The sequence below is a fragment of the Thermoproteus thermophilus genome (assembly GCF_055392855.1).
Genome location: NZ_AP042466.1, coordinates 295828 through 314049, shown reverse-complemented (window position 1 = coordinate 314049; position 18222 = coordinate 295828). Strand labels below are relative to the sequence as shown.

Annotated in this window: 25 protein-coding genes and 1 pseudogene; 15 read left to right on the top strand and 11 right to left on the bottom strand. The window is 56.4% G+C overall.

Annotation, left to right across the window (positions count from 1 at the left end; all coding sequences use genetic code 11):
• The first annotated feature begins 16 nt into the window (after nt 1-16).
• Both ACZ5PA_RS01915 and ACZ5PA_RS01910 read left to right on the top strand, forming a co-directional pair.
• A complete protein-coding gene (locus ACZ5PA_RS01915; RefSeq protein WP_464930609.1) occupies nt 17-1177 on the top strand; it encodes an NAD(P)/FAD-dependent oxidoreductase in 1161 nt (386 codons plus the stop codon).
• Nucleotides 1174-1605: a helical membrane plugin domain-containing protein gene (locus tag ACZ5PA_RS01910; protein WP_464930608.1), complete on the top strand. Its 432-nt coding sequence runs from the start codon at nt 1174-1176 to the stop codon at nt 1603-1605. Before ACZ5PA_RS01915 ends, ACZ5PA_RS01910 begins: the two co-directional genes overlap by 4 nt.
• 10 nt (nt 1606-1615) lie before the next feature.
• On the opposite strand, the pseudogene ACZ5PA_RS01905 reads toward ACZ5PA_RS01910, so the two are convergent.
• A pseudogene (locus tag ACZ5PA_RS01905) lies at nt 1616-2029 on the bottom strand (hydantoinase/oxoprolinase family protein); the annotation flags it as partial.
• 60 nt (nt 2030-2089) lie between these two features.
• Here ACZ5PA_RS01905 and ACZ5PA_RS01900 point away from each other — a divergent pair.
• The 3 genes from ACZ5PA_RS01900 (at nt 2090) to ACZ5PA_RS01890 (ending at nt 2984) form a co-directional block, all read left to right on the top strand.
• The gene (locus ACZ5PA_RS01900; RefSeq protein ID WP_464930607.1) at nt 2090-2218 is read left to right on the top strand and encodes a hypothetical protein; all 129 of its coding nucleotides are present in this window, start codon (nt 2090-2092) and stop codon (nt 2216-2218) included.
• A 134-nt stretch (nt 2219-2352) separates the two neighbouring features.
• Nucleotides 2353-2664, top strand: a complete 312-nt coding sequence (locus tag ACZ5PA_RS01895; protein WP_464930606.1) for a hypothetical protein — start codon at nt 2353-2355, stop codon at nt 2662-2664.
• A 41-nt stretch (nt 2665-2705) separates the two neighbouring features.
• Complete coding sequence (locus ACZ5PA_RS01890) at nt 2706-2984, top strand: hypothetical protein (RefSeq protein WP_464930605.1); 279 nt, start codon at nt 2706-2708, stop codon at nt 2982-2984.
• A gap of 172 nt (nt 2985-3156) precedes the next feature.
• Here ACZ5PA_RS01890 and ACZ5PA_RS01885 read toward each other — a convergent pair whose 3' ends face one another.
• The 4 genes from ACZ5PA_RS01885 to ACZ5PA_RS01870 form a co-directional block, all read right to left on the bottom strand.
• On the bottom strand, nt 3157-3573 hold the full coding sequence (locus ACZ5PA_RS01885) for a hypothetical protein (RefSeq protein WP_464930604.1): 417 nt from the start codon (nt 3571-3573) through the stop codon (nt 3157-3159).
• Between the two features lie 213 nt (nt 3574-3786).
• Nucleotides 3787-4785, bottom strand: a complete 999-nt coding sequence (locus ACZ5PA_RS01880; RefSeq protein WP_464930603.1) for a hypothetical protein — start codon at nt 4783-4785, stop codon at nt 3787-3789.
• Between the two features lie 18 nt (nt 4786-4803).
• Nucleotides 4804-5052 carry a hypothetical protein gene (locus tag ACZ5PA_RS01875; protein WP_464930602.1) on the bottom strand — a complete coding sequence of 83 codons (249 nt, stop codon included), beginning with the start codon at nt 5050-5052 and terminating at the stop codon, nt 4804-4806.
• Between the two features lie 446 nt (nt 5053-5498).
• Nucleotides 5499-6119 carry a hypothetical protein gene (locus ACZ5PA_RS01870; RefSeq protein ID WP_464930601.1) on the bottom strand — a complete coding sequence of 207 codons (621 nt, stop codon included), beginning with the start codon at nt 6117-6119 and terminating at the stop codon, nt 5499-5501.
• Here ACZ5PA_RS01870 and ACZ5PA_RS01865 point away from each other — a divergent pair.
• The 4 genes from ACZ5PA_RS01865 (at nt 6112) to ACZ5PA_RS01850 (ending at nt 9185) form a co-directional block, all read left to right on the top strand.
• Nucleotides 6112-6444: a winged helix-turn-helix domain-containing protein gene (locus ACZ5PA_RS01865; RefSeq protein WP_464930600.1), complete on the top strand. Its 333-nt coding sequence runs from the start codon at nt 6112-6114 to the stop codon at nt 6442-6444. The genes ACZ5PA_RS01870 and ACZ5PA_RS01865 overlap by 8 nt on opposite strands.
• 546 nt (nt 6445-6990) lie before the next feature.
• Nucleotides 6991-8160, top strand: a complete 1170-nt coding sequence (locus ACZ5PA_RS01860; RefSeq protein ID WP_464930599.1) for a zinc ribbon domain-containing protein — start codon at nt 6991-6993, stop codon at nt 8158-8160.
• 616 nt (nt 8161-8776) lie between these two features.
• Nucleotides 8777-8989: a hypothetical protein gene (locus tag ACZ5PA_RS01855; RefSeq protein WP_464930598.1), complete on the top strand. Its 213-nt coding sequence runs from the start codon at nt 8777-8779 to the stop codon at nt 8987-8989.
• Between the two features lie 19 nt (nt 8990-9008).
• Nucleotides 9009-9185 (top strand): hypothetical protein, encoded by a 177-nt coding sequence (locus ACZ5PA_RS01850; protein WP_464930597.1) that lies wholly within the window; start codon nt 9009-9011, stop codon nt 9183-9185.
• Between the two features lie 508 nt (nt 9186-9693).
• On the opposite strand, the gene ACZ5PA_RS01845 is transcribed toward ACZ5PA_RS01850, so the two are convergent.
• The 6 genes from ACZ5PA_RS01845 to ACZ5PA_RS01820 all read right to left on the bottom strand — a co-directional run bounded on the left by ACZ5PA_RS01845 (nt 9694) and on the right by ACZ5PA_RS01820 (nt 13989).
• Nucleotides 9694-9876, bottom strand: coding sequence for a TrmO family methyltransferase domain-containing protein (locus ACZ5PA_RS01845; RefSeq protein WP_464930596.1), 183 nt, complete (start codon nt 9874-9876; stop codon nt 9694-9696).
• Between the two features lie 97 nt (nt 9877-9973).
• Nucleotides 9974-10198: a hypothetical protein gene (locus ACZ5PA_RS01840; protein WP_464930595.1), complete on the bottom strand. Its 225-nt coding sequence runs from the start codon at nt 10196-10198 to the stop codon at nt 9974-9976.
• A gap of 365 nt (nt 10199-10563) precedes the next feature.
• Nucleotides 10564-11592 carry an encapsulin gene (locus tag ACZ5PA_RS01835; RefSeq protein WP_464930594.1) on the bottom strand — a complete coding sequence of 343 codons (1029 nt, stop codon included), beginning with the start codon at nt 11590-11592 and terminating at the stop codon, nt 10564-10566.
• A 245-nt stretch (nt 11593-11837) separates the two neighbouring features.
• Entirely contained in the window at nt 11838-12434 is a 597-nt protein-coding gene (locus ACZ5PA_RS01830; RefSeq protein WP_464930593.1) for a molybdopterin cofactor-binding domain-containing protein, read from the bottom strand.
• Nucleotides 12320-12616, bottom strand: a complete 297-nt coding sequence (locus tag ACZ5PA_RS01825; RefSeq protein WP_464930592.1) for a hypothetical protein — start codon at nt 12614-12616, stop codon at nt 12320-12322. Before ACZ5PA_RS01825 ends, ACZ5PA_RS01830 begins: the two co-directional genes overlap by 115 nt.
• A 722-nt stretch (nt 12617-13338) precedes the next feature.
• Nucleotides 13339-13989, bottom strand: coding sequence for a PD-(D/E)XK nuclease family protein (locus ACZ5PA_RS01820; protein WP_464930591.1), 651 nt, complete (start codon nt 13987-13989; stop codon nt 13339-13341).
• Between the two features lie 159 nt (nt 13990-14148).
• On the opposite strand from ACZ5PA_RS01820, the gene ACZ5PA_RS01815 reads away from it, so the two are divergent.
• The 6 genes from ACZ5PA_RS01815 (at nt 14149) to ACZ5PA_RS01790 (ending at nt 18220) form a co-directional block, all read left to right on the top strand.
• Nucleotides 14149-14370 carry a hypothetical protein gene (locus tag ACZ5PA_RS01815; protein ID WP_464930590.1) on the top strand — a complete coding sequence of 74 codons (222 nt, stop codon included), beginning with the start codon at nt 14149-14151 and terminating at the stop codon, nt 14368-14370.
• The gene (locus ACZ5PA_RS01810; protein ID WP_464930589.1) at nt 14367-14555 is read left to right on the top strand and encodes a hypothetical protein; all 189 of its coding nucleotides are present in this window, start codon (nt 14367-14369) and stop codon (nt 14553-14555) included. Before ACZ5PA_RS01815 ends, ACZ5PA_RS01810 begins: the two co-directional genes overlap by 4 nt.
• A 504-nt stretch (nt 14556-15059) precedes the next feature.
• Nucleotides 15060-15350, top strand: a complete 291-nt coding sequence (locus tag ACZ5PA_RS01805) for a hypothetical protein (protein ID WP_464930588.1) — start codon at nt 15060-15062, stop codon at nt 15348-15350.
• 230 nt (nt 15351-15580) lie between these two features.
• Nucleotides 15581-15970 (top strand): hypothetical protein, encoded by a 390-nt coding sequence (locus ACZ5PA_RS01800; RefSeq protein WP_464930587.1) that lies wholly within the window; start codon nt 15581-15583, stop codon nt 15968-15970.
• Nucleotides 15971-16179: 209 nt separating this feature from the next.
• Nucleotides 16180-17541, top strand: a complete 1362-nt coding sequence (locus ACZ5PA_RS01795) for a thermopsin family protease (RefSeq protein ID WP_464930586.1) — start codon at nt 16180-16182, stop codon at nt 17539-17541.
• Nucleotides 17516-18220: a hypothetical protein gene (locus ACZ5PA_RS01790; RefSeq protein WP_464930585.1), complete on the top strand. Its 705-nt coding sequence runs from the start codon at nt 17516-17518 to the stop codon at nt 18218-18220. Before ACZ5PA_RS01795 ends, ACZ5PA_RS01790 begins: the two co-directional genes overlap by 26 nt.
• Nucleotides 18221-18222 lie beyond the last annotated feature (2 nt).

Here is an 18222-nt window from a genome sequence, read left to right as displayed (position 1 = left end):
ACACATTGCGGGATCCATGGCCAAAAAATTGTTAGTGCTCGGAGGCGGCACTGGAGGCCTTATAATATCCAAGGAGGTGAGGGAGATCGCGGGCCCTGGCGAGGTGGAGATCACGTTGATAGATAAAAAGGATAGGACCGAGTTCCGCCCCTCGTACCTCTACATGGCCTTCGGCTACAGGAAGCCCGAGCAGGTGTCCGCCCCGTTGGAGCACGTGAAGAAGCTCGGCGTTAATTTCGTGAAGGCCGAGGTGAAGGCCATAGACCCCGCGAATAGGAAGGTGAAGACCACTGCGGGGGAGTTCAGCTACGACGCCTTAGTGGTCTCCCTAGGGGCCGAGACGGTGGACACGGGCTTCCCGCACACTTGGGAGCTGGAGCCGTCGTTGAAGGTGGCCGAGGCCTTGTCGCAAGTGAGGCAAGGGAACGTAGTGGTGGGCGTCTACTCCATGCCCTATAGATGTCCGCCCGCGCCTATAGAGTTGGCAATGTTAGCCCACTTCTTCTACTTGACGCGCGGCTTGAGGGATAAAGTGAAGGTGACCGTGGTGCACCCGATGAAGAGGCCCTTCGAGAACTTCGGCCCGATGGCCGCCAAGTGGATGTCGTCGTTTTTACAACAGCTGGGCATCGAGTACATCGGCGTGGGCCAAAACCCCGCCATAAAGGCCTTGGGCAAGAACGAGCTGGAGACGGCGACGGGCGAGAGGATAAAGTTCGACGCCGCCCTCATCGTGCCTCCGCACAAGGCCCCAGACCCCGTGCTGAACAGCGATTTGGCCAAGAACGGCTGGGCCGCGCCCCGCAACCCCGCCAACGGCGATTTCAGAAGCGAGAAATACGACGACGTGTACGTAATAGGCGATGTGGCCGCGCCGAACGTCCCCGTGGGCATGGCCGGGACTATACTGCACTCCTACGCGCCGTGGATCGTGAGCAACCTACTCGCCGATCTGTCGGGGATCTCGTTGGGCAAGCCGCCGTTTAGGATAGTGGGCACTTGCGCGTTGGACGTGGGCGCGTACGGCATGGCCGCCGCTTGCGACTTCACGCCGTTTGTCAAGAAGCAGAAGCCCTACCCTGACTGCACGTTCCTGCCGCCGTCGCCTGCGTCGCGCATCTTCAAGGAGATGTTCGAGAAGATATACTTTAATTGGCTCCTGGGGGTGGTGCCATGACGGAGGTCGTGGCGATACCCAAGGCCGAGTACGAGAAGTTGTTGGCCGAGGTGCAAGCGCTTAGGAGGGAGGTGGAGGAGCTGAGCTCGTTGTTGTTGCCCGTGAAGATCGTGTTGGAGAAACTGCCGCACCTCATGGCCGATATACAAGTGTTCAAGGTCGCGGCCCCTCTGATATCCATGTTGTCGATAATGGACGCGGCCGATATAAACGCCATGGGCGCCGCCATGCAGGGAGGAGTCGTCTGCGCGAGCAAGGCGTTGCGCCAAGTGGCCGAGAACGGCGCCCCGAGGGTCGGCCTCTTCGGCCTAATGAGCGCCATGAGGGACCCCGAAGTCCAGAAGGCCATGGGCATTATGTTGACGGTGCTCAAGGCGATGGGCAGCTGCCTGGAGGATAACTTAAAGCAAGTGAGTGAAAAGCTCTGATTTTCCCCGTCCTCCTAGCCGCCTCCGCGTCGAGCTTCAGTCGACCCCCCGCCAAGGAGTCGGGGATTCTGCCCAGCGCCAAGTTGGCGTCGGTGATCGTGGGCTCCGTCCCGCCTCTGCCGTAGCAGACGGGGCCCGGATCCGCCCCTGCGCTCAGAGGGCCGACCCTCAAGGCGCCGCCTATATCCCTCCAGATTATGGTGCCGCCTCCGGCCGACACTTCCGCCAAGTCCACGAAGGGGAAACGCACGGGATAGCCGGAGCCCTTCACGACCCTCCCCTTGTGGCTCTCGCCTCCTACTTCGTACTCGGTGGTTATGGCCGGCTCAAAGCCGACGACGGTCCCGGCCTTCGCCGTCGTGCCGCCCATGTCGAAGGATATAATGCGCCCCTCGCCGAGAAGTCTCGCCAACTCAGCCGCGGCTGAGAAAGGCCAGCCAGGAGGCGGCGCTGATCAACGTCGCGGCGCATGTGCGGTCTACACATGAGCGAGGTGGCGGTAGAGGTGGCGGAGTCCGAGGAAGAGAAAGAAGTGGAGGAAGAAGTGGTAGAAATCGTCTTCGACCTAGTCCCCTCGGAGGAGGAGCCTCCGACGGGGGGAGGCAAAGCGTAGCCCCCTTTTTCCTGTCCCCCCTGTCTCGCCGTATTTACGGGCGTAGGAGGTTCAGGACTTCCTACGCGTGGGAAATACGCCGAATTTACGGCGCGGTCTTCGTGTTACATTTCAAATCTTCCAATCCATGGGACATGGAATGCGTAGACCTGGGAAAGGTGCCCAAAGCGTCGTACACATACGTCATAGACCTCTTGTGTGACAGGTGGTACCTCCTAAGGAAGAGCTACGTCGTGAGAGAGGGGGCGGGGGCGAAAGAGATGTTGGCCAAGCTGTTTTGGTATGAATACTTCTTTAGGCCTACTGCCATCATCATATACAACGGTCGATATAACATCCTGGGAGAGTTTTGGTTCTACTACGAGCCGGAGGAGATTGTCCCCCGCCTGGCGCGGGAGTTGATACGGCTGGGCCTTAGAGACGTTGTGGAAAACCCACCTGCATGACCCCTCTTTTTTTACCCGCCACTTGGGGCTTGGAGTTCAACATGAGAAGTAGAGAGCAGAGAGACATGACAGACTTCTACAAGAAGTATACGAAAAGAGTTGTCACGGCAGATGTGGTCGACGGCGATAAGAAGAAGATAGTAATCAGAGCGGCGGACAAGGACTACCTACTCACCGAGCAGGCTGATAAGCACTTCGTAATAGCGCTTCTGCTGAGAGTTGACAAGTTTCTAATAGTACAGGCGCTGGCTAGAGAAGACAGCGACGAGGCGAGGCACGTCGCGGCAGTGGTATACCACGCAATGCTGTCACTCTCCTAACCCCCCTTTTTATTTTTCGAGACTTTGAAAACTTTGTAAAGCGCGCTTTTTCCACCCATATAGGCTTCCACGGCGTGCTCAAGTATGTAAATCATCCTTTGCCCGCCGATGCGGGGGTATATAGGAGTGTCCGCTTTTAACGGCGTCGGCGTCGCTTAGACAAAGATTACGTCTAGGTGGGTTTTGACGTGTGTTTGGCGTTGTCTGCTTCGTCGGCATGCGCCGTGTTTTTTCTGCAGTCGAAGACGAATTTGGCTGCGACGGTATAGTATTTCACGTCGCATTTGTCTTTTACCTCCTCCCACAGCTTCAGCGCTGCCTTTCCGGCGCCTCTCGACGCGTCGGGGATTTCGGCCTCCCCCTCGGCGTCGCGCCTCGCCGCGCGCTTGTACGCCTCCCACATGACCTCCTCCAGCGGCTTGTCCATGCACAGCGCCCTCACCTCCTCCACGCGCCGCTCGACGCCGTCGAACACCTCCACCGAGGCGACGGGGCCCTCCACGGGGACGAGCCAGTACTTCCCAGCCCTCTTCCCGCCCCTGGCCGGGGCCTTGACCACAGCCACGCAGACCACGTCTATACTACGCACGGCCAAATAAGAAGTACGCAAGCAGTCTGAACCTAAACAAAAAGAAAAGAGGCGTCCTGAACTTTCAAATTCGCCGTCTTTACGCCGAGTCCTGAGGTTTCCTGATTCGCCGGATTTTTCGCGCGTAGGACATTCAGGAGTTCCTACACGGCGTGAAAAACGTCGAATTTGAAAGTTCAGGACCCGCCGTAAAATCGGCGAGGACAGGAAGGATCAGGACGCCGAATTTTGATAATAAGATAGGAACTGCCTCACGAGGTCCGAGAGGTGTGCGGCGGCATGGTTCGGCGGGAGGTAGACGGCGTTCGGGTCGTCTTCGTCGTATTCGTACTCCTCGACCCCCACTGGCTGTCTGCGGATTATCTCGATGAGCGTAACCATGTCAATAGCCATCTGCACTGCCTTGAGCGCCTCCTCGGGCACGTGCTCCATGAGCCACCTGTTCCGCCGCCACCACTTCGCAAAACGCATCAACGGCTCCGAGTAGAGCATGACGGCGTCTGTAAGCGACACCCCGTGCCTCTTGGCGTAGTCCCAAGCATTTAATAGAGCCCCCCTCGCCGCCTCGAGCCACTGGTCTAGCCTCTTCCTCGCCTCCTCCACGTCCTCGGGGAGGGGCTCGGTGGGTAGCCGGCCGTCTAGAAAGCCCATCGCCATTTTCATTGCCCACTCCGGCCTTGTGTCCACCACATCGTCTAGGTACTTCACCGCCTCCCTCTGCCGCCTATTCCTAGCAGCTCTTAGAAGCCCCTCCCTCCTAAGCCAGTAAATCTGTTTAAACCGTTGCGGGTCGCCCCCTGCGTCTTTTAGGAGCTGGGCCAAGACGGCCCTCCAGGGGTCCTCCGCGCGGATCCTGGGCGGCTGTCCCCCCACGAAGCGGTAGAGCGGCTCTAGGGGGTCCGCCGCCTCCTCCACCTCGCGCATGAGTGAGCGCCATGCGGCCTCTGCCTCCCTCCCCATCCTCCTCACGGCGTCCAGCCGTACGGCCATCTCGGAGAGGGCGGCCCTCCTCCTGGCCTCCTTGGGCTCGGCCTCGGCTCTGCGGATCACCAGCCGGGCCATGTCCCGCAGCGTGGGGTTGACCGAGGCCTCCTCGGCCGCGGCGACGGCGAAGGCAACTGCTAGGCCGAGCGAGACCTCGGCGTTTAGAAACTCTTTCAGCCTCTCTATAATCCTCTTGATAGGCAATCGAGAGGGGAGGTCTACCCTCAACTCCCTCCTCCTGCCCAGCTACGGCTTGAAGTTGGGGTGCGGCGGCGACTCGGACAGCCTCTTCAACGCAGCTCTGACGTCTACCTCTTCCAACACGGCCGTGGCCTTGTATATGGCCGCCCTAACCGCCGAGGCTATGGAGAGGCCCCGCTCCCGAGCGTGTCTCTCCACAAGATAATACCATGGCGAGGGCAACCACGCAGTGGAGATGTACACCCCCGTCACATTATACGTGTTTATTTTGAACAACTGAAGGCGCCTCAACACGGCGGCGTCGACCTAGAGCCCCTCAACACGGCAAATTCGACATGGGGACGGGGGAGGCGCCCCGCTTAGACAAAGAGAACGCCAAGAGAGGGACGTCCACCCCCACTTCTCCTCTCTCTATTTTACACAGAGAGAATCTTCTCTTTACTTTTTTAGAAAAGACTCTTATTAATATGGATTAATACGCAAAAAAGAAAGTAAAACACTCTCTTACGAGTCTCCCTACTCGCCACTCCGTCTCGATTTTCCAGGCATAAAACTCGGCAGACCCCGTCAAATCCGCCGTCCTGTCTTTTCCTACATCCGCCGTTTTTGCGCCGGGTCCTGAACTTCAAAACCCGCCGAATTTTTCGGCATGTAGGAGTTGCTGAATTTCCTACGCACGTAAAACTCGTCGAATCAGGAGAGGTCAGGATTCGCCGTTTTTACGCCGGGTGTAGGAAGATTCAGGAGGACGTTGGGCCCATGGCGGCTTGTGCTATCGCGGCGTGGGTCTTCACTCCTCTGAGTCTTGCCTCCTTCCCGTCGCACACTACTGTTATCTCCTCTTGCGAGGAGACGGCGTATATCTTAACCTTGGCGGGCTTGGCCCAGTCGGCTAGGGTCCTCCTATCGGCCTCGACCCTCCAGGCCGAGGCGCCCTTCACGGAGACGTCGGCGCATTCCAGCTCGGCCTCGAAGTAGTACACCTCGCCGCCGGCGTAGGCCTTGTACCTTCGGTACAGCATTACAGCCGCTACGTGGGTGCAGACCTCCCTCTTACGGGCATAGCCGAACCAAGAGAAGTAGCATGTGCAGACCCACCTCTTCTCCCTCTCTTCCCACCACACGTAGTAGACGGGCTTCACGTCTCCCAGCTCTCTTATGCCCTCCACGACGTAAGAGCTGCCCACCTCTCTCACGTATGGCAGGCGGAGGAGCGCCCTGGCAATCCACGACGGCGACTTGCCCGGGAACATCTCCCGTAGCCTCTCCACTGCTCGCATAAGCGCCTTGTCCACTGTACGCCACTGTGTATAGACAACGTTGTTCAACTTGGGGGGCGGCGAGTTGGCAGTTATGGACACAAAGGAGAAGATCCTCGAATTGTTAAAACAGCGAAATCCGCTTACCGTTTACCAAATTGCTAAACACCTGGGGCTTTCCTACGGCGCCGCTCAGTGGCATGTGTTTGTGTTCGAGCGGGAGGGGCTTGTGAAGACGGTTAAAGTCGGCGAAAAGCGTCTTGTCTACATCTCGCCTCCCAGGGAGGTCTCCGACTCGGAGCTGGCAGACTTATTCGGGCGCATTGCAAAGGCCATTAGGAGAGGCTGCCCCCTCAGCCCCTTGGAGAGGGAGCTGGTAGAGCATGCACGCCGCTTAGTTGTTCAATATATCAACAAGGAGAGGTAGAGACATGTCGAAACAAAAAGTAGAGGCGAAGAGCGTTGTTGAACTGCTGCGCCCCCTGGGCGTACTAGACACGGGGGTGCATATTCTATACGGAGCGTCACAAGTGGGGAAGACTACCTTGGCCATCGCCGCCATGCGGGAGTGGGACGGGCCGAGGCTCTATGCCCCCCTCGCCCCACATCCCCAGTCGGCCGTCGGCCCCACTCTCGGGGCGGTTCACGGCTTGCCGGGCGGGGGGCTCTGCCCAGCCCCGCGCGGCGAGCGGGCACCTTTCGCCTCTCTTGTCTCTTCTTATTGTGGGGGTTTAAATTGATTAATCTAAGCGTTCTCAGAGGCTGGGTGTTCAACAATACGTGACGCTGTAAAAGAGAGTAGGGGAAAAGGGGGGCTTTCTTTAGTGTCCAGAGTAGGGGCTCTACGTCGCCTCGGAGCCCAACGTCTTCTACGACGGCAAGCTCGAAATTGCAAAGAAATACGGCGAGGCCCACTACGTCAAGCACCTTCATTGTCTAGTTGTTCAACGTGTCGATGTTGTAGGCCCTATACATGAAATACGCCTACAGAACGCTGGTAGTGAAAAGGCCGCTCAGCCAGTTCTCAGAGGAGGAGAGGGGGGCGTTGATAAGAATATTGACGCGGGCAGAGGCCCTGGGCAACCTCATAGTTAGGGGCTACGACGTGGCGCCACCTGGAATGGAGTACTTCGCAAAAGAGTTCAAGTGGTTTAGGAAAGAGCTGGCGAGGCAGATCCACAAGAACAGACGGCTAAACCGAATACACGCAGTGTTTAACTGCCAGCTACGCGTCGGGAAGGAGAAGGATACTAGCAAGGGCGTCCTCGTCGACTTGCCACAAGGCGTTCTGCGGCTAAGAAGAATCATCAAGGGAAGGGCCATTGAGATAAAGCTGACAAAACAAGAGCTGAAATACATACGGCAGAGGGTAGGGGAGGGTGGTCAACTTGTCTACGCCCAGGCCTGGGTCGAGGGGAGCAAGCTTCACGTGGCGTTGACATTTAGGCGGGAGGTTGAGCCAATTACGCCGAAGGCGCTTATTGCCATAGACATCAACGCCCTCCACTACGGCGTCTCTGTTGGCGTCGTAGAGAGCGGCCGGCTAGTAGAGGTGAAGACGTTTAAAGCGCCTGTGGATAGGCTGTACAAGGTGCTGAAGCAAGCAAGGAAGTGGGACAAGGTGAAAGGGCGGAGAGACGTCGAGCAGAATAGGAAGAGAAAGGCGAGAAGAAAGGCCAAAGAGAAGAAGAGGGCCTATGCCATAATTAGAAATTATGTCGACACGACAGTTCACGAAATTGTGGAACTGGCTAGGCGGAGGCAGGCAGAGATTTGGATAGACCCGCCGAAATTTGAAAGCGTTAAGATGCTTTACCAAAAGATGCCGAGGGGGAAGAAGATCCTGCTGGCGGGGATGCGCAGACTCGTGAAGAGGATTATGGAGCAGGCAGAGTGGTATGGACTGCCGGTAAAAATCGTGCACCTCCCGTCGACTCGGTGCCCCAGATGCGGCGCCGAGATGAGGGAGGAATACGTAGAAGACGACAGAGTGATGGTGTGTCAATGCGGCTTCATAGAAAGACGCGACAAGGTGCCAATACTGTGGGCCGTCAAGAAGTACAAGAAAGCCCCCCTTTTTTCCTATGCCTACTCTCCACCTGCGATATATGTCTACACCAGCCTTGTCAAAATCTTTGTCTAACCGACGCCGACGCCGTCAAAACCGAAAAGACGTATGTCTTTTCCGCCGTATACCCAACGCTTTACCTTTGTGAACACGCCGAGAATTGCTATATACGCGTGAAAACCGCGCTTTACACAGTTTTCAAAGTTTCGAAAAATGTAAACAAGATTAATCTCGCGGCTCTCAAAGTAGCCACGGACACCATGCAGTGATCTATTTAAACCCACACAACAAGGAGACACAAGAAATGCGTTGGCGACCCGCTCGCCGCGCGGGGCCGGGGCGACGCCCCCCGCCCCGGTGTGGCGTCCAGCGGCCGTGACGGCCGCCCGGCCGGAGCCGCAGCCCCGAGAGTGGGGCCGGTGGCCGACAGGGATGTGGGGCTGGGGGCGCAGTAGGGACGGATCCGCCCACGCGATGGGCGCCCTCGGCGACCGGCGGAGGCCCGCCAATGGGACGCGGCGAGGGCCGAGGTGGGGGGCTCGGCTATGAGGATAAGAGGGCAAACCTACCAATAACCTCTCTGAATAGGTACCATTAATCGAGGATGATGCCAGTGGCCCATCGGGATGTGGGGGCGAGGAGCTCAGTAGGTGAGCTACAAAGTTTTTTAATGCTATATCTCTTAACATACGTGGTCTCTCTAGAGGGCATTATTGAAAGCTTCTTGGCACAAGCTCCTCTAGTGGCGGTTGCCGTATTAATACTTTACAACAAAATCGACAAGCTTTCTAACGAAATTAACAAGGTAAGAAGTGAGGTGCGTAGTTTAGCTAGGTCTATTTACGCCTTTAACGATACGTTGATAGAATTTCTCGCTTCAAAAAAACATAGCCACGAAGGCTGAGGCCGCTCTACTCCGGGGAGTGCTTAAGTTTGTCCCTGTGGCTAAGACTAAGTACTATACTGAGGAGGTTCGGAGGCGGCTAATAGAGTTGTTAGATAAAGACATCGACGCATATACGTGGGAAGACGTGGCAGAACTCGAGAAAATCGCGAACGCCATATACAAAGAGTACCTAGAAACTAAGAGAGAAGACTAATAGAATACTATCCCAAGCTGAGAATGTACATAGCAATGATAAGGGGGTTGCTTAGGAACAGGGAGGAAGAGCAGTTGTTAATCAAATAGGGAAAATCGCCGGGCGCTCCTCCGCAGAGCTCGCCACCAAGGGCTGTGGTTGCGCAGATGTCTTAATCCGGTGTAACGAATCGCGCCGATCTACGACACGCCACCGATTTCAAGCTTGTTTCAACTAAGATTTTACACATCTCGACAGAGACGGCTAGTATAAAGCAGTAGAGGCTGTAAACGGCGCCGTCTTTAGCAACGTCTCTCTCCCCATCTAAGTCTTGCGGCGCCGTCGAGGCTATACGCCGTAGAAGGCAGTAGGTTAGGGGATGGAGGCACCATCTTGCCTTATTACTATAGCAACGCCAATAAGCAAAACGCCTAGACACATCTAAGTACACGTTGATTGGGGCCAGTCCCATGGGCATGGAGTCTTGCATCCTGGACAAGTGGCGTTGTGTTTTTACGTGTACAGAAGTTTAGACACGCCTAGCGTCTGTCTTGGCCATGAGCTCTGTCAGCCAGCTGGGATAAGACACGCCGCAGAGAGCCTTGTCGGGGGTGACAGGCTTGATGTCGAGTATGGGAGTCCCGTCAAAAAAGTCGAGGCCAGAGACGCGGAGGATTCTGCCGCTTCGGCCCAGAAGCCTAACTACACTCACCCCAATTGGGTTTGGCCTATGGGGGAGCCAGAGGCGAATACCCCCACCAGGGGGAGCTCGTCGAGGCTAAGGCCCAGGTATACAAGGCGCCTGGGCTTCACCTTGAGGACACTCCTAGCCTCTTCACTAACTTTGTGGAGAAGTGAGATGAGAATAATATGAGAAAAGCCGTCGATGCCGTCAAGCCCCTCTTCAAACTCTTCAAAAACCTCACAACCCCCTCCACCCCGTCAAAAGACTTCCTAACAAAATCGTTGTCAAAACCATGTCTAACCACGCCAATAGGCCTCAAAACTATGCCAAGACCCTCCACACTGACCACGTAGGGGGGTGTTAAAAAGATCTAAAAACTTAACACATCTAGTGCCGCAAGGACAAGGCCCAGATCCTCATATGTAGCTCTTCAACCCCGGGTAAGCCATACGACTTGGCCACACCTCCTCTAGAAAATCCGCCGGAGGGAAGTGCCTCAACCGTAGTCTCATTTTTATGAGCCTATTGTCTGTCACATGATTAACCTCCGAGCGTACTAGGGGAGACACATGGCTCTCAGCCGAGTTTTATTAAGGTTAACCATTCTAGCCTCATTTCCACAAGACAGCTTTTAACGAGTTTCAAAACTTACATACGCTAACGCCTTGGGGTTGGTTGCGAAAAAGTAGTTTGTTTAAAAACTCTAATACCGAGTTACTTCGATGTGCTCTCCATTAGTACAACGCCTTCAGGCGACTTGACCCTAACAGCTATGGTTGACCAAAGCCTAAATGTGTGGAAGCCGTCTTCCGGCCCTATGTAGTCTACTTCCGCGTCGCCGCCATATACCACGTCTAAGACTTGCCGAGTGGCTGAGAACAATACAGCCTTGTCTGCGGGTACGTGTTCCGTGGCTACCACGTCGTCTACAAGCATTTTAACTCTTTCCAGATCTGTTAAACCAGTCTTCTCGCCCACGACGAGCAGCTTTACAAACCTAGCGGGGCTGACTAGGAGGATATAAGGCCGCGGATACCCCCTCTTAGACAACTCGCCCACGGCACTAGCCACCTCCTGGACAGAAACCCCCGGCTCAGACCAGGCAGTAAGCGGAGCCTTCACCCCCGCCCCGCCGAGTAGCTCCCCCACTACAAATCGCTCCTCCTCCCCGGCTAGCCACAACGCCGACTTAGTAGCCTCCGGCATTTCCAACAGCTGGCCCACCCTAGATGCGTAGTCTACTTCTCTCTGAGAAATCCTAAACTTGGTACCCACCTCTCTAAGCGGCAATACCACTCTTTCGCCAAACCTCTCAAGAGGAACGGCATCAACGCCACGTCCCAGCCTCACCACAGGCAACTTCTTAGCCAAGACCCTGGCAGACTCTACGAGGTTTTTAACCTCCTTGGCAACAAGTTGAAAAGGTTCAATCTCCCTCTCCGAAGAGGGCTGACTAAGCCCAGTGAGCTTGGCAACCTCCTCCCCGCCCTTTTCAAGTTCTCTAACCTGTTCAGGGTCGAGCATTTTTAAAAGCGCGAGAAACTCGCCGACATGGGCCTTTTCTTCTTTTGCAACGTCTTCAAAAACTTTTCTCACTCTCTCGTCGTCTATAGCCCGCGCAAGTTGGAGGTATAAATTAATCGCGTCGAGCTCTGCAATAATTGAAAGCCTAACAGCATCCGCCACCTCTTCCCTTGACAACTTCCTCCCAGCAGGTATCTCCAAGGGATGCTTAGACAACATACACTCTAAATACATCATAATATAAATTTATTACCTAACTGTGGTCGCCTGAGAAGCGGCATTTAGAGGAGTCTAATGTGGCGCTTTACATATCTTCTAGGGGGCTGGGCGGGTTGGGAGAATTTGTAAAGTTTACTTATGAGAGTGCCCGCCTGCCAGGGGCCTATACCCCTCTTCCATATAACACAAGGCTTCCTCCACATCTCTAGCCTTGACATATTTAAAAGGCCTGGGATAAGGCGGCCTCATAGCGGCAGGCGACTAGTCTTCTTCTTGTAGAGATCTGCCACTGCGTTTGCCAAAGCAGCGGGCGCCCCCATCACTGGGCCCTTGCCAGACCCCAAGGCGCCTGAGGGGAGATACGCCACTGGAGTCTCAAAGTGGATGAGCTCTACCTCTAGGCCTACGAAGTGGGAGAGGTCAGGCGTGCCATATGTTTCGAGAAGAAGTGACTTAGGCACGGCGTCTTCGCCATACTTCAACTCTTTGTATATGGCCATACAAACGCCGTGGTGTATGCCGCCGTAGAGCTGCCCCTCTAACAACTCTTTCTTTAATATCCTCCCGGCGTCGTGTGCCACTATGTATTTAACTAGCTTAACGTCGCCCTCCACCTCCTCTACTACTGCCAAGTGAGCTTGTATTGCAGCGGAAGAGTTTACTCTGTCGCCTAGCGGGGCCTTCACTGTGGACGGGTGGAAGAAGACAGTCACTGTAAGGTTTGGGTCTACTCCCTCTGGTAGCCCCCCGGGGTCCCAGTGGACGGCGGAGGCAAGGCGCCGTATGTATATCCTCTTCTGGGGGTTAGACTCGTCGTATAAAACTCCCCGTTCATACGCCATGCGACTAGGTGATGTACGTCTACGCCCAGGGCTCTGGCTAAGTCGTATTCATCTTTTTTCGACATGGCGTACTCCACGACGGCTGGGTGGAGGTACGAGGGCATGAAGGGTAGCACTACTACTTCCCTAAAACTTTCGTGGATGTAGGCCACCCCCGTGGCGCCCGCCAGGTAGGCCGCCAAGATGCCGTATGTAGACTCCGGCTTATAGCCGCCGGTCCGAGCTTGACAATTCTATACAACTCTCCCTTGGCAAGAGGCGCCTTCTCAGCCCTCAACACCCCCTCACCTGTAAGTAGCTCAATAAAAAGCTCTTGGTAGGCAGTATACGCCTTAGTCAGCCTATCAATCCTCTTATTAGTTTCGTCAATCTTCTTATCAACAATCTCAAATTTATGTTCAATCTCACCGAATTTCTTCCCTAGCCAATACGCCAGAGTTGCAATAGACGCCACTACTGTGACTACAGTTCCCAGCAAATTTATGAAAAGCTTGTCTACAGTAGCTTCTATCTGACATAATAAAATGTTTGTGGGTTAAACACGGCTGGGCCTAAGTGGGGAGCCGATAGCTATTTTATACGCCGTGAAGTGGGCCAAAACCACCATGATATACCTAATCCAATTTGCAAACGTCCTCTCGGGCACGTCTTTGTACACATGTCAACACGTCCCAGGGCAACAGCTGGCCCGATGCCCACGAGCAGGCTTAGGGAGGTGGCCAGCGCGTTGATCGATAAGTACGGATGGGAATTACTGTACTCGGAATTGGCTCTGAATAAGAGTTTCAATACAACGGCTTGGATAGGGAGGGCTTGGCGAGTAGGTACGCGGATTTACACGATGTGGACATTAGGCACCTGGTGAGCAAGACCCTGTATTGGGTTGAGCACAAACCCCAGTTTGTTAGTAATCGAGTACTGAACCCCTGCATGCAACCCCAAGCTGGTCGGCCAGCTCCTTAGCCCTCCTCCTAATTGCGGAGGCCACCATTAGCAACTTGGGCTTAACGCCGTTGATCTTCTCATAGAGCTGCCCGATCCTGTACAACTCGCTGACATCTGCCCTATCCGCGTACGACTTGAACTCCACCAGTATATGCTCCGTATCCCTTATGAGTACGTCGACATCTACTAAGCTGGGGTAGCCGTAGACTATGCCGTCGGCGTCGTAGTAAACCCACTTACTGACCTTGTGCGTCTTCAGTAAGTCCTCGACTAGGTACTTTATGGAGTCCCTAAAGGCCTCCTCAGTAACCACGCCCCGCCTAGTGCCCAGGGCGTTTATCCCAACGGCCAACTCCCTAACGGCCTTTGTATGCTCATTCACCTGGGCCTCCAACGAAACGAATTGGGCTTGTAAAGCCTTTACCTGCTCTTGCAGGGCTATGAACCGCGTATCCAGCGACTTAACTTGCTCCTGAAGCTCCCTAATGGCCTTGGTATTCTCGTCGATGCTCTGAAGGACCTTATCAATGCCCAGTAGTCCTAGAACGGCGTACCTAAAGCTCTCGTCCTCCTTCAAGGCCTTGAGGACGGCCTCCTTATCGAACTGCATTATGATAACCTAAGTCGCCAATGCTATAAATTTTGTAGCACCGTCGCTAGGTAGTACGAGGTCGTGGCTAAGGCATAGGAGAAGATGAATTGCACAATTAGTGTTAGTAGCATTTAACAACTCGCAGTCCGATCTTCCTAGCCGCCATCAATAATCTAAATGGCGTCTGCGCTCCAAAGCGAGAGGCTCGCAGAACTCGGAATTGAGGAAAGCCAGACGTTGAAGCCGGATCAAGTCGGGGCCTACCTCATAAAACCCGACGAGGCGAGAGGCATAGCCGCAGTCGAGCAACTGCGCGTAGACGAAGAAGGCGTACCCGAGGATGAGATGGCGCTTGTCGCCGAGGAACTAGCCAACCAGAGGGCGGATATAATTATATGAAGAGGATAGACGAAGAACTTGTCAAAAAGAAAAACCTCGGAAAACATGCCAATTATATTATAGTAATGGAAAACTTCATAGTAGAAGAGATGGAGCGGCCAAAATTGAAAAACGGAGGCTTGGAGCCGGATATCTCGAAACCAAACCCACTACAGAATAGTGGCAGTAATACACAAACGACGTAGGTCGGACTACCCCGTAGCGCAATTGGTAGTGCGGAAGAGTGGAAAGGAGGCGGCATATAGGATCGCGAATTGTGAGAAACATTTACAGCTTCTCAACAAATTCGGTGACTAACTCGATCAAACTGCACAATAAAAGCTAGGCGAAGACCCACTTACAACAAGTAAAAGAAAAGGCGAATGTCACCAAATACGACGCCGGGGGTCGCCCAACGGCGCTAATAGGTAGCAGCACTCCGCACAGCTTGTGAGCTAAAGGGAGGCCGGCGACGGGCACGGAAGGAGTTGGGCCGATGCGGCGGGGCCCTCTTCGCGCTCCTCCTTGCCGATCGTCGTGTCGGAGGCGGTCAACGGTTTGGCCTACGCCTATGGCTACTACGAGCTCGTCCTGGCGCTGGGCCTCGCCGCAAATGTGCCGAGGGTTATACTCTACCTCCTCCTAGTCCCCGGGATAGGCGGCCGCGGCTTTTACTGTAGGCGGCTTCTCCGGCCTCGCCGCCGCGGCTTGTGGGCTTTTGGATCGACTGGGCGGGGGCGTTGGCGGCATTTGCCGTACCGACGGCGCCGGCTCTGCTCAGCGCTCTTCTACGCCTCCCCCGGCTCGTGGGCGCTTTGGCCGCTCTGGGCTCCGTCGCCGTGGGGTACCCCCTCCTCGGCCTAGTCGACAAGGGCGATCTCCGCGAGACCTCCACCTTTTCTAGACGAGAGCGCTTGTACCAGCGGCTGAGGCCTTTGGCGGACTGCCTCTTCGGGGAGTTCGCCGACGTCCGACTCATGCGGACCTTTGGCGACGGGTGAAATGAGCGGAGGCCGCCGCATAGGCGCTTTACGGCCTGCCGGCACGGACGTCGCGCCAGGTGGGCCGCCAGACTCGGCTACGTCTGCCCGTCAGCACGGCGGCAAGGCCGGCACGTAGGCGGCCACGTCCGGGCGCAGGCGCTTTGTAGCGGCAATTTTTGGGCCTTCCGACGGCGTTTTTCGGCGGCAGCGCTCCGTTATTCTTATAAACCCCCACATTAAAAAACGGCATGTCCTCGCCGCCGGCGGGCAACGCCTTGTTGTTGCGCAAGCTCATCGCCGTCAGGAACCTCGCCTTGAGGAGAGGAGTTTGGTTCCGCGTAAGGCCGGCGGCGAGGGCGCTCGTCGAGGCCGCGATCTTCCACTTGAGGAGGGGCGGGAGGCTGAAGGCCCCCGCCGTGGTGGAGGCCCTCAAGAGGGCCGTGGAGGAGGCCTTGTCCAAGGCCCTCCCCCTCCGCCTCAAGGCCAAGGCGATCGGGTACGCCATAGCCAAGAGGCTGGGCATAACGGTGGACGACGAGAAGGCGTTGGCGTTGGGGATACAATGGCTAAACACGCCGAGGAGGTACAGAGGAGGCGCCGGGCTCTCGGCGCTGGGCGCGTCTTGGACCGCTCCGTAATGCGCGCACGCCTCGGCGAACGCGGCCGGGCGGAGAGGCGGATATGGCAGTATCCCCTCGAGGGCGATGTGGCGCGAGCGTCGGAGCCAAGCCGCGTCGACGGGCGTGGTCGAACCTGCATCCGCGCGGGATTTGCGCCACGGGATCTCCCGCACGGCGTCGTTGCTTAGCGACGTCCTTATAGCTTCACTATAGGCGATGCGCACAATATGAAGGCCAGGAGCGCGGCCGCCGTCGCGCTCGCGGCGTTGGCGATAGCCGCGGTCGGCAATGCGTATGTTATCGCGAATCCGCCTAGGTGTTGGCACTATTGGACCGTGAACGCCTCGTACCTCGTGCTCTACAACTACGGGGACCGGGTTTACACGATCTACGTCATGACCCCCAGCGAGTACCAAGTCTTCAATAAAGGCGAGACGTCCACGGCGATTGGGGAGTGGGGCCTCAATCCGCATTCCTCCCTCGCGATCCCCTTGCCCAGCTACGGCGAGTATTACGTGGTCGCGTCCGAGGGCTCGTGCGAACAAGCCGCGACAATTAGATCGTATGAAGGCCGCGGCGCGCCTATCGGCGTCTCCAGCTTCGGCCCCGTGAGGACCGCCGCCGTGCTCGGCTTCTTCAACATAACGGGCATAAGCGCCTACAACCCCGTGGGCGAGGGCGAGTTCGGCGTGCCCAATAGCGGCGCGTCGCTACAGTTGAACGCAGTCCTAGAGGCTGAACTACTCGACGGGACCGCGCAGTACTACTGGCTTCAGGACGTGGTGCTCTTAATCACCAACAGTAGCAAGCGCTATTTTGTGGGCGATAATATTTGGAACAATACAGACAAGCAAGGGATTCTTAGTAATTTTACGATAGGCGGCAATGGCGTAGTTTATCTAAGCGATAATGATTACTATTACGCATACGGCACTCCCTACGAGTCCTACTCCTTGCCCTTGGCCGGCTACCTGCTCATAAACATCACGAGCACTAGCCCGCTTAAGGTTCAATTCTGCTATGCGGTGGTCCAGAACGGGACGGCTTACTACCCGCCCGTCTTCGACTGCTACGACGCGGTGACTATAAGAACCCCGTCGCCCGTCGTATCGGCGGCGATAATCGCCGCGCCGGATAGGGCAACGCCGTCAGATCACCTCCTGGACGCCGAGCTGGTCTTCGGCGGCTACGCACGTGGCGAGTACACCGCGTTCAAGGCCCTAGGCGCCGATTTGGCGTTGCTCTATCGCGACGGCGATGCTTGGGCTTTGTTCCCCAACCTCTACATAAACGGCTGGGACACCGCGGAGGCGGCCACGAACCTCGTAAGCTCGGCGAGGCCCAACGGCTTCGTCCGCGTTGCCGTCGGCCCCCTGCCCAGCGGCTCCACGTTCATGGCCAAGTCGCTGCCCTATCCGCCGCTCCCGACGACCTACGTCCACTACGCCAACACGGCCACCGGCGAGGAGTGGGGCAAGTACATCACTAGGCCGATTACGATAACCGCGCCGGCCGTGGTGAGCGGCGGGCAGGGCGTCAGGCACGTGCTCATGGGCTTTAATAGTGGACGGCAAGTTCGTCAACGATAGCGCCGTCGCGATAACGCCGAGCAACGACTTCGCCGCTTACGATGTGCGGGCTAGTTACAAGACGTACTACCTAGTCACGGTCGCGAGCCCGATACCGGTCACGGTGAGCACGCACAACGAGTCGGCGACGGCCTCGACCTTCAGCGAGTGGGTGCCCAGCGGCTCGGCAGTCAGCGTGTACGTGCCCAAGGTGTACGCGTTCGACAACTCCACGAGGCTCGTCTACAAGGGGTCCAACTTGACGGTCGTCGCGGATAGGCCTTTGACGTTGGCCGTAGACGAGTTCGAGAGGCAGTACTACGTGGCGATCGACAGCGAGTACCCCGTTTCGATAAACGGCGTAAAGACCGCGCACTACAGCGAATGGGCGGCGCAGGGCAGCGCGTTGACCATAGCGCCAGCCACGGTGTTCGCTAACGGGGTGTTCCTAAGCGAGCCGGGCTACAATATCACGGTCGATAGGCCGATAAAGATGACCGTCGAGTGGACCGTTAATTGGGCGTTGACCGCGTCGCTCTACTCGGCGATCGTGATCCTCATCGCGGCTGCTGCGTTCGCCGCGAAGAGCTCCAAGAAGCGCCGGGCTTACATAGAGATACCCGTAGGCGGGCCGCGGGGCTCCTCTACGCGGCTAGCCCTCGATGACGGCGTGCGCTTCTCCGCCCTCGCGCCGAGCTGAAC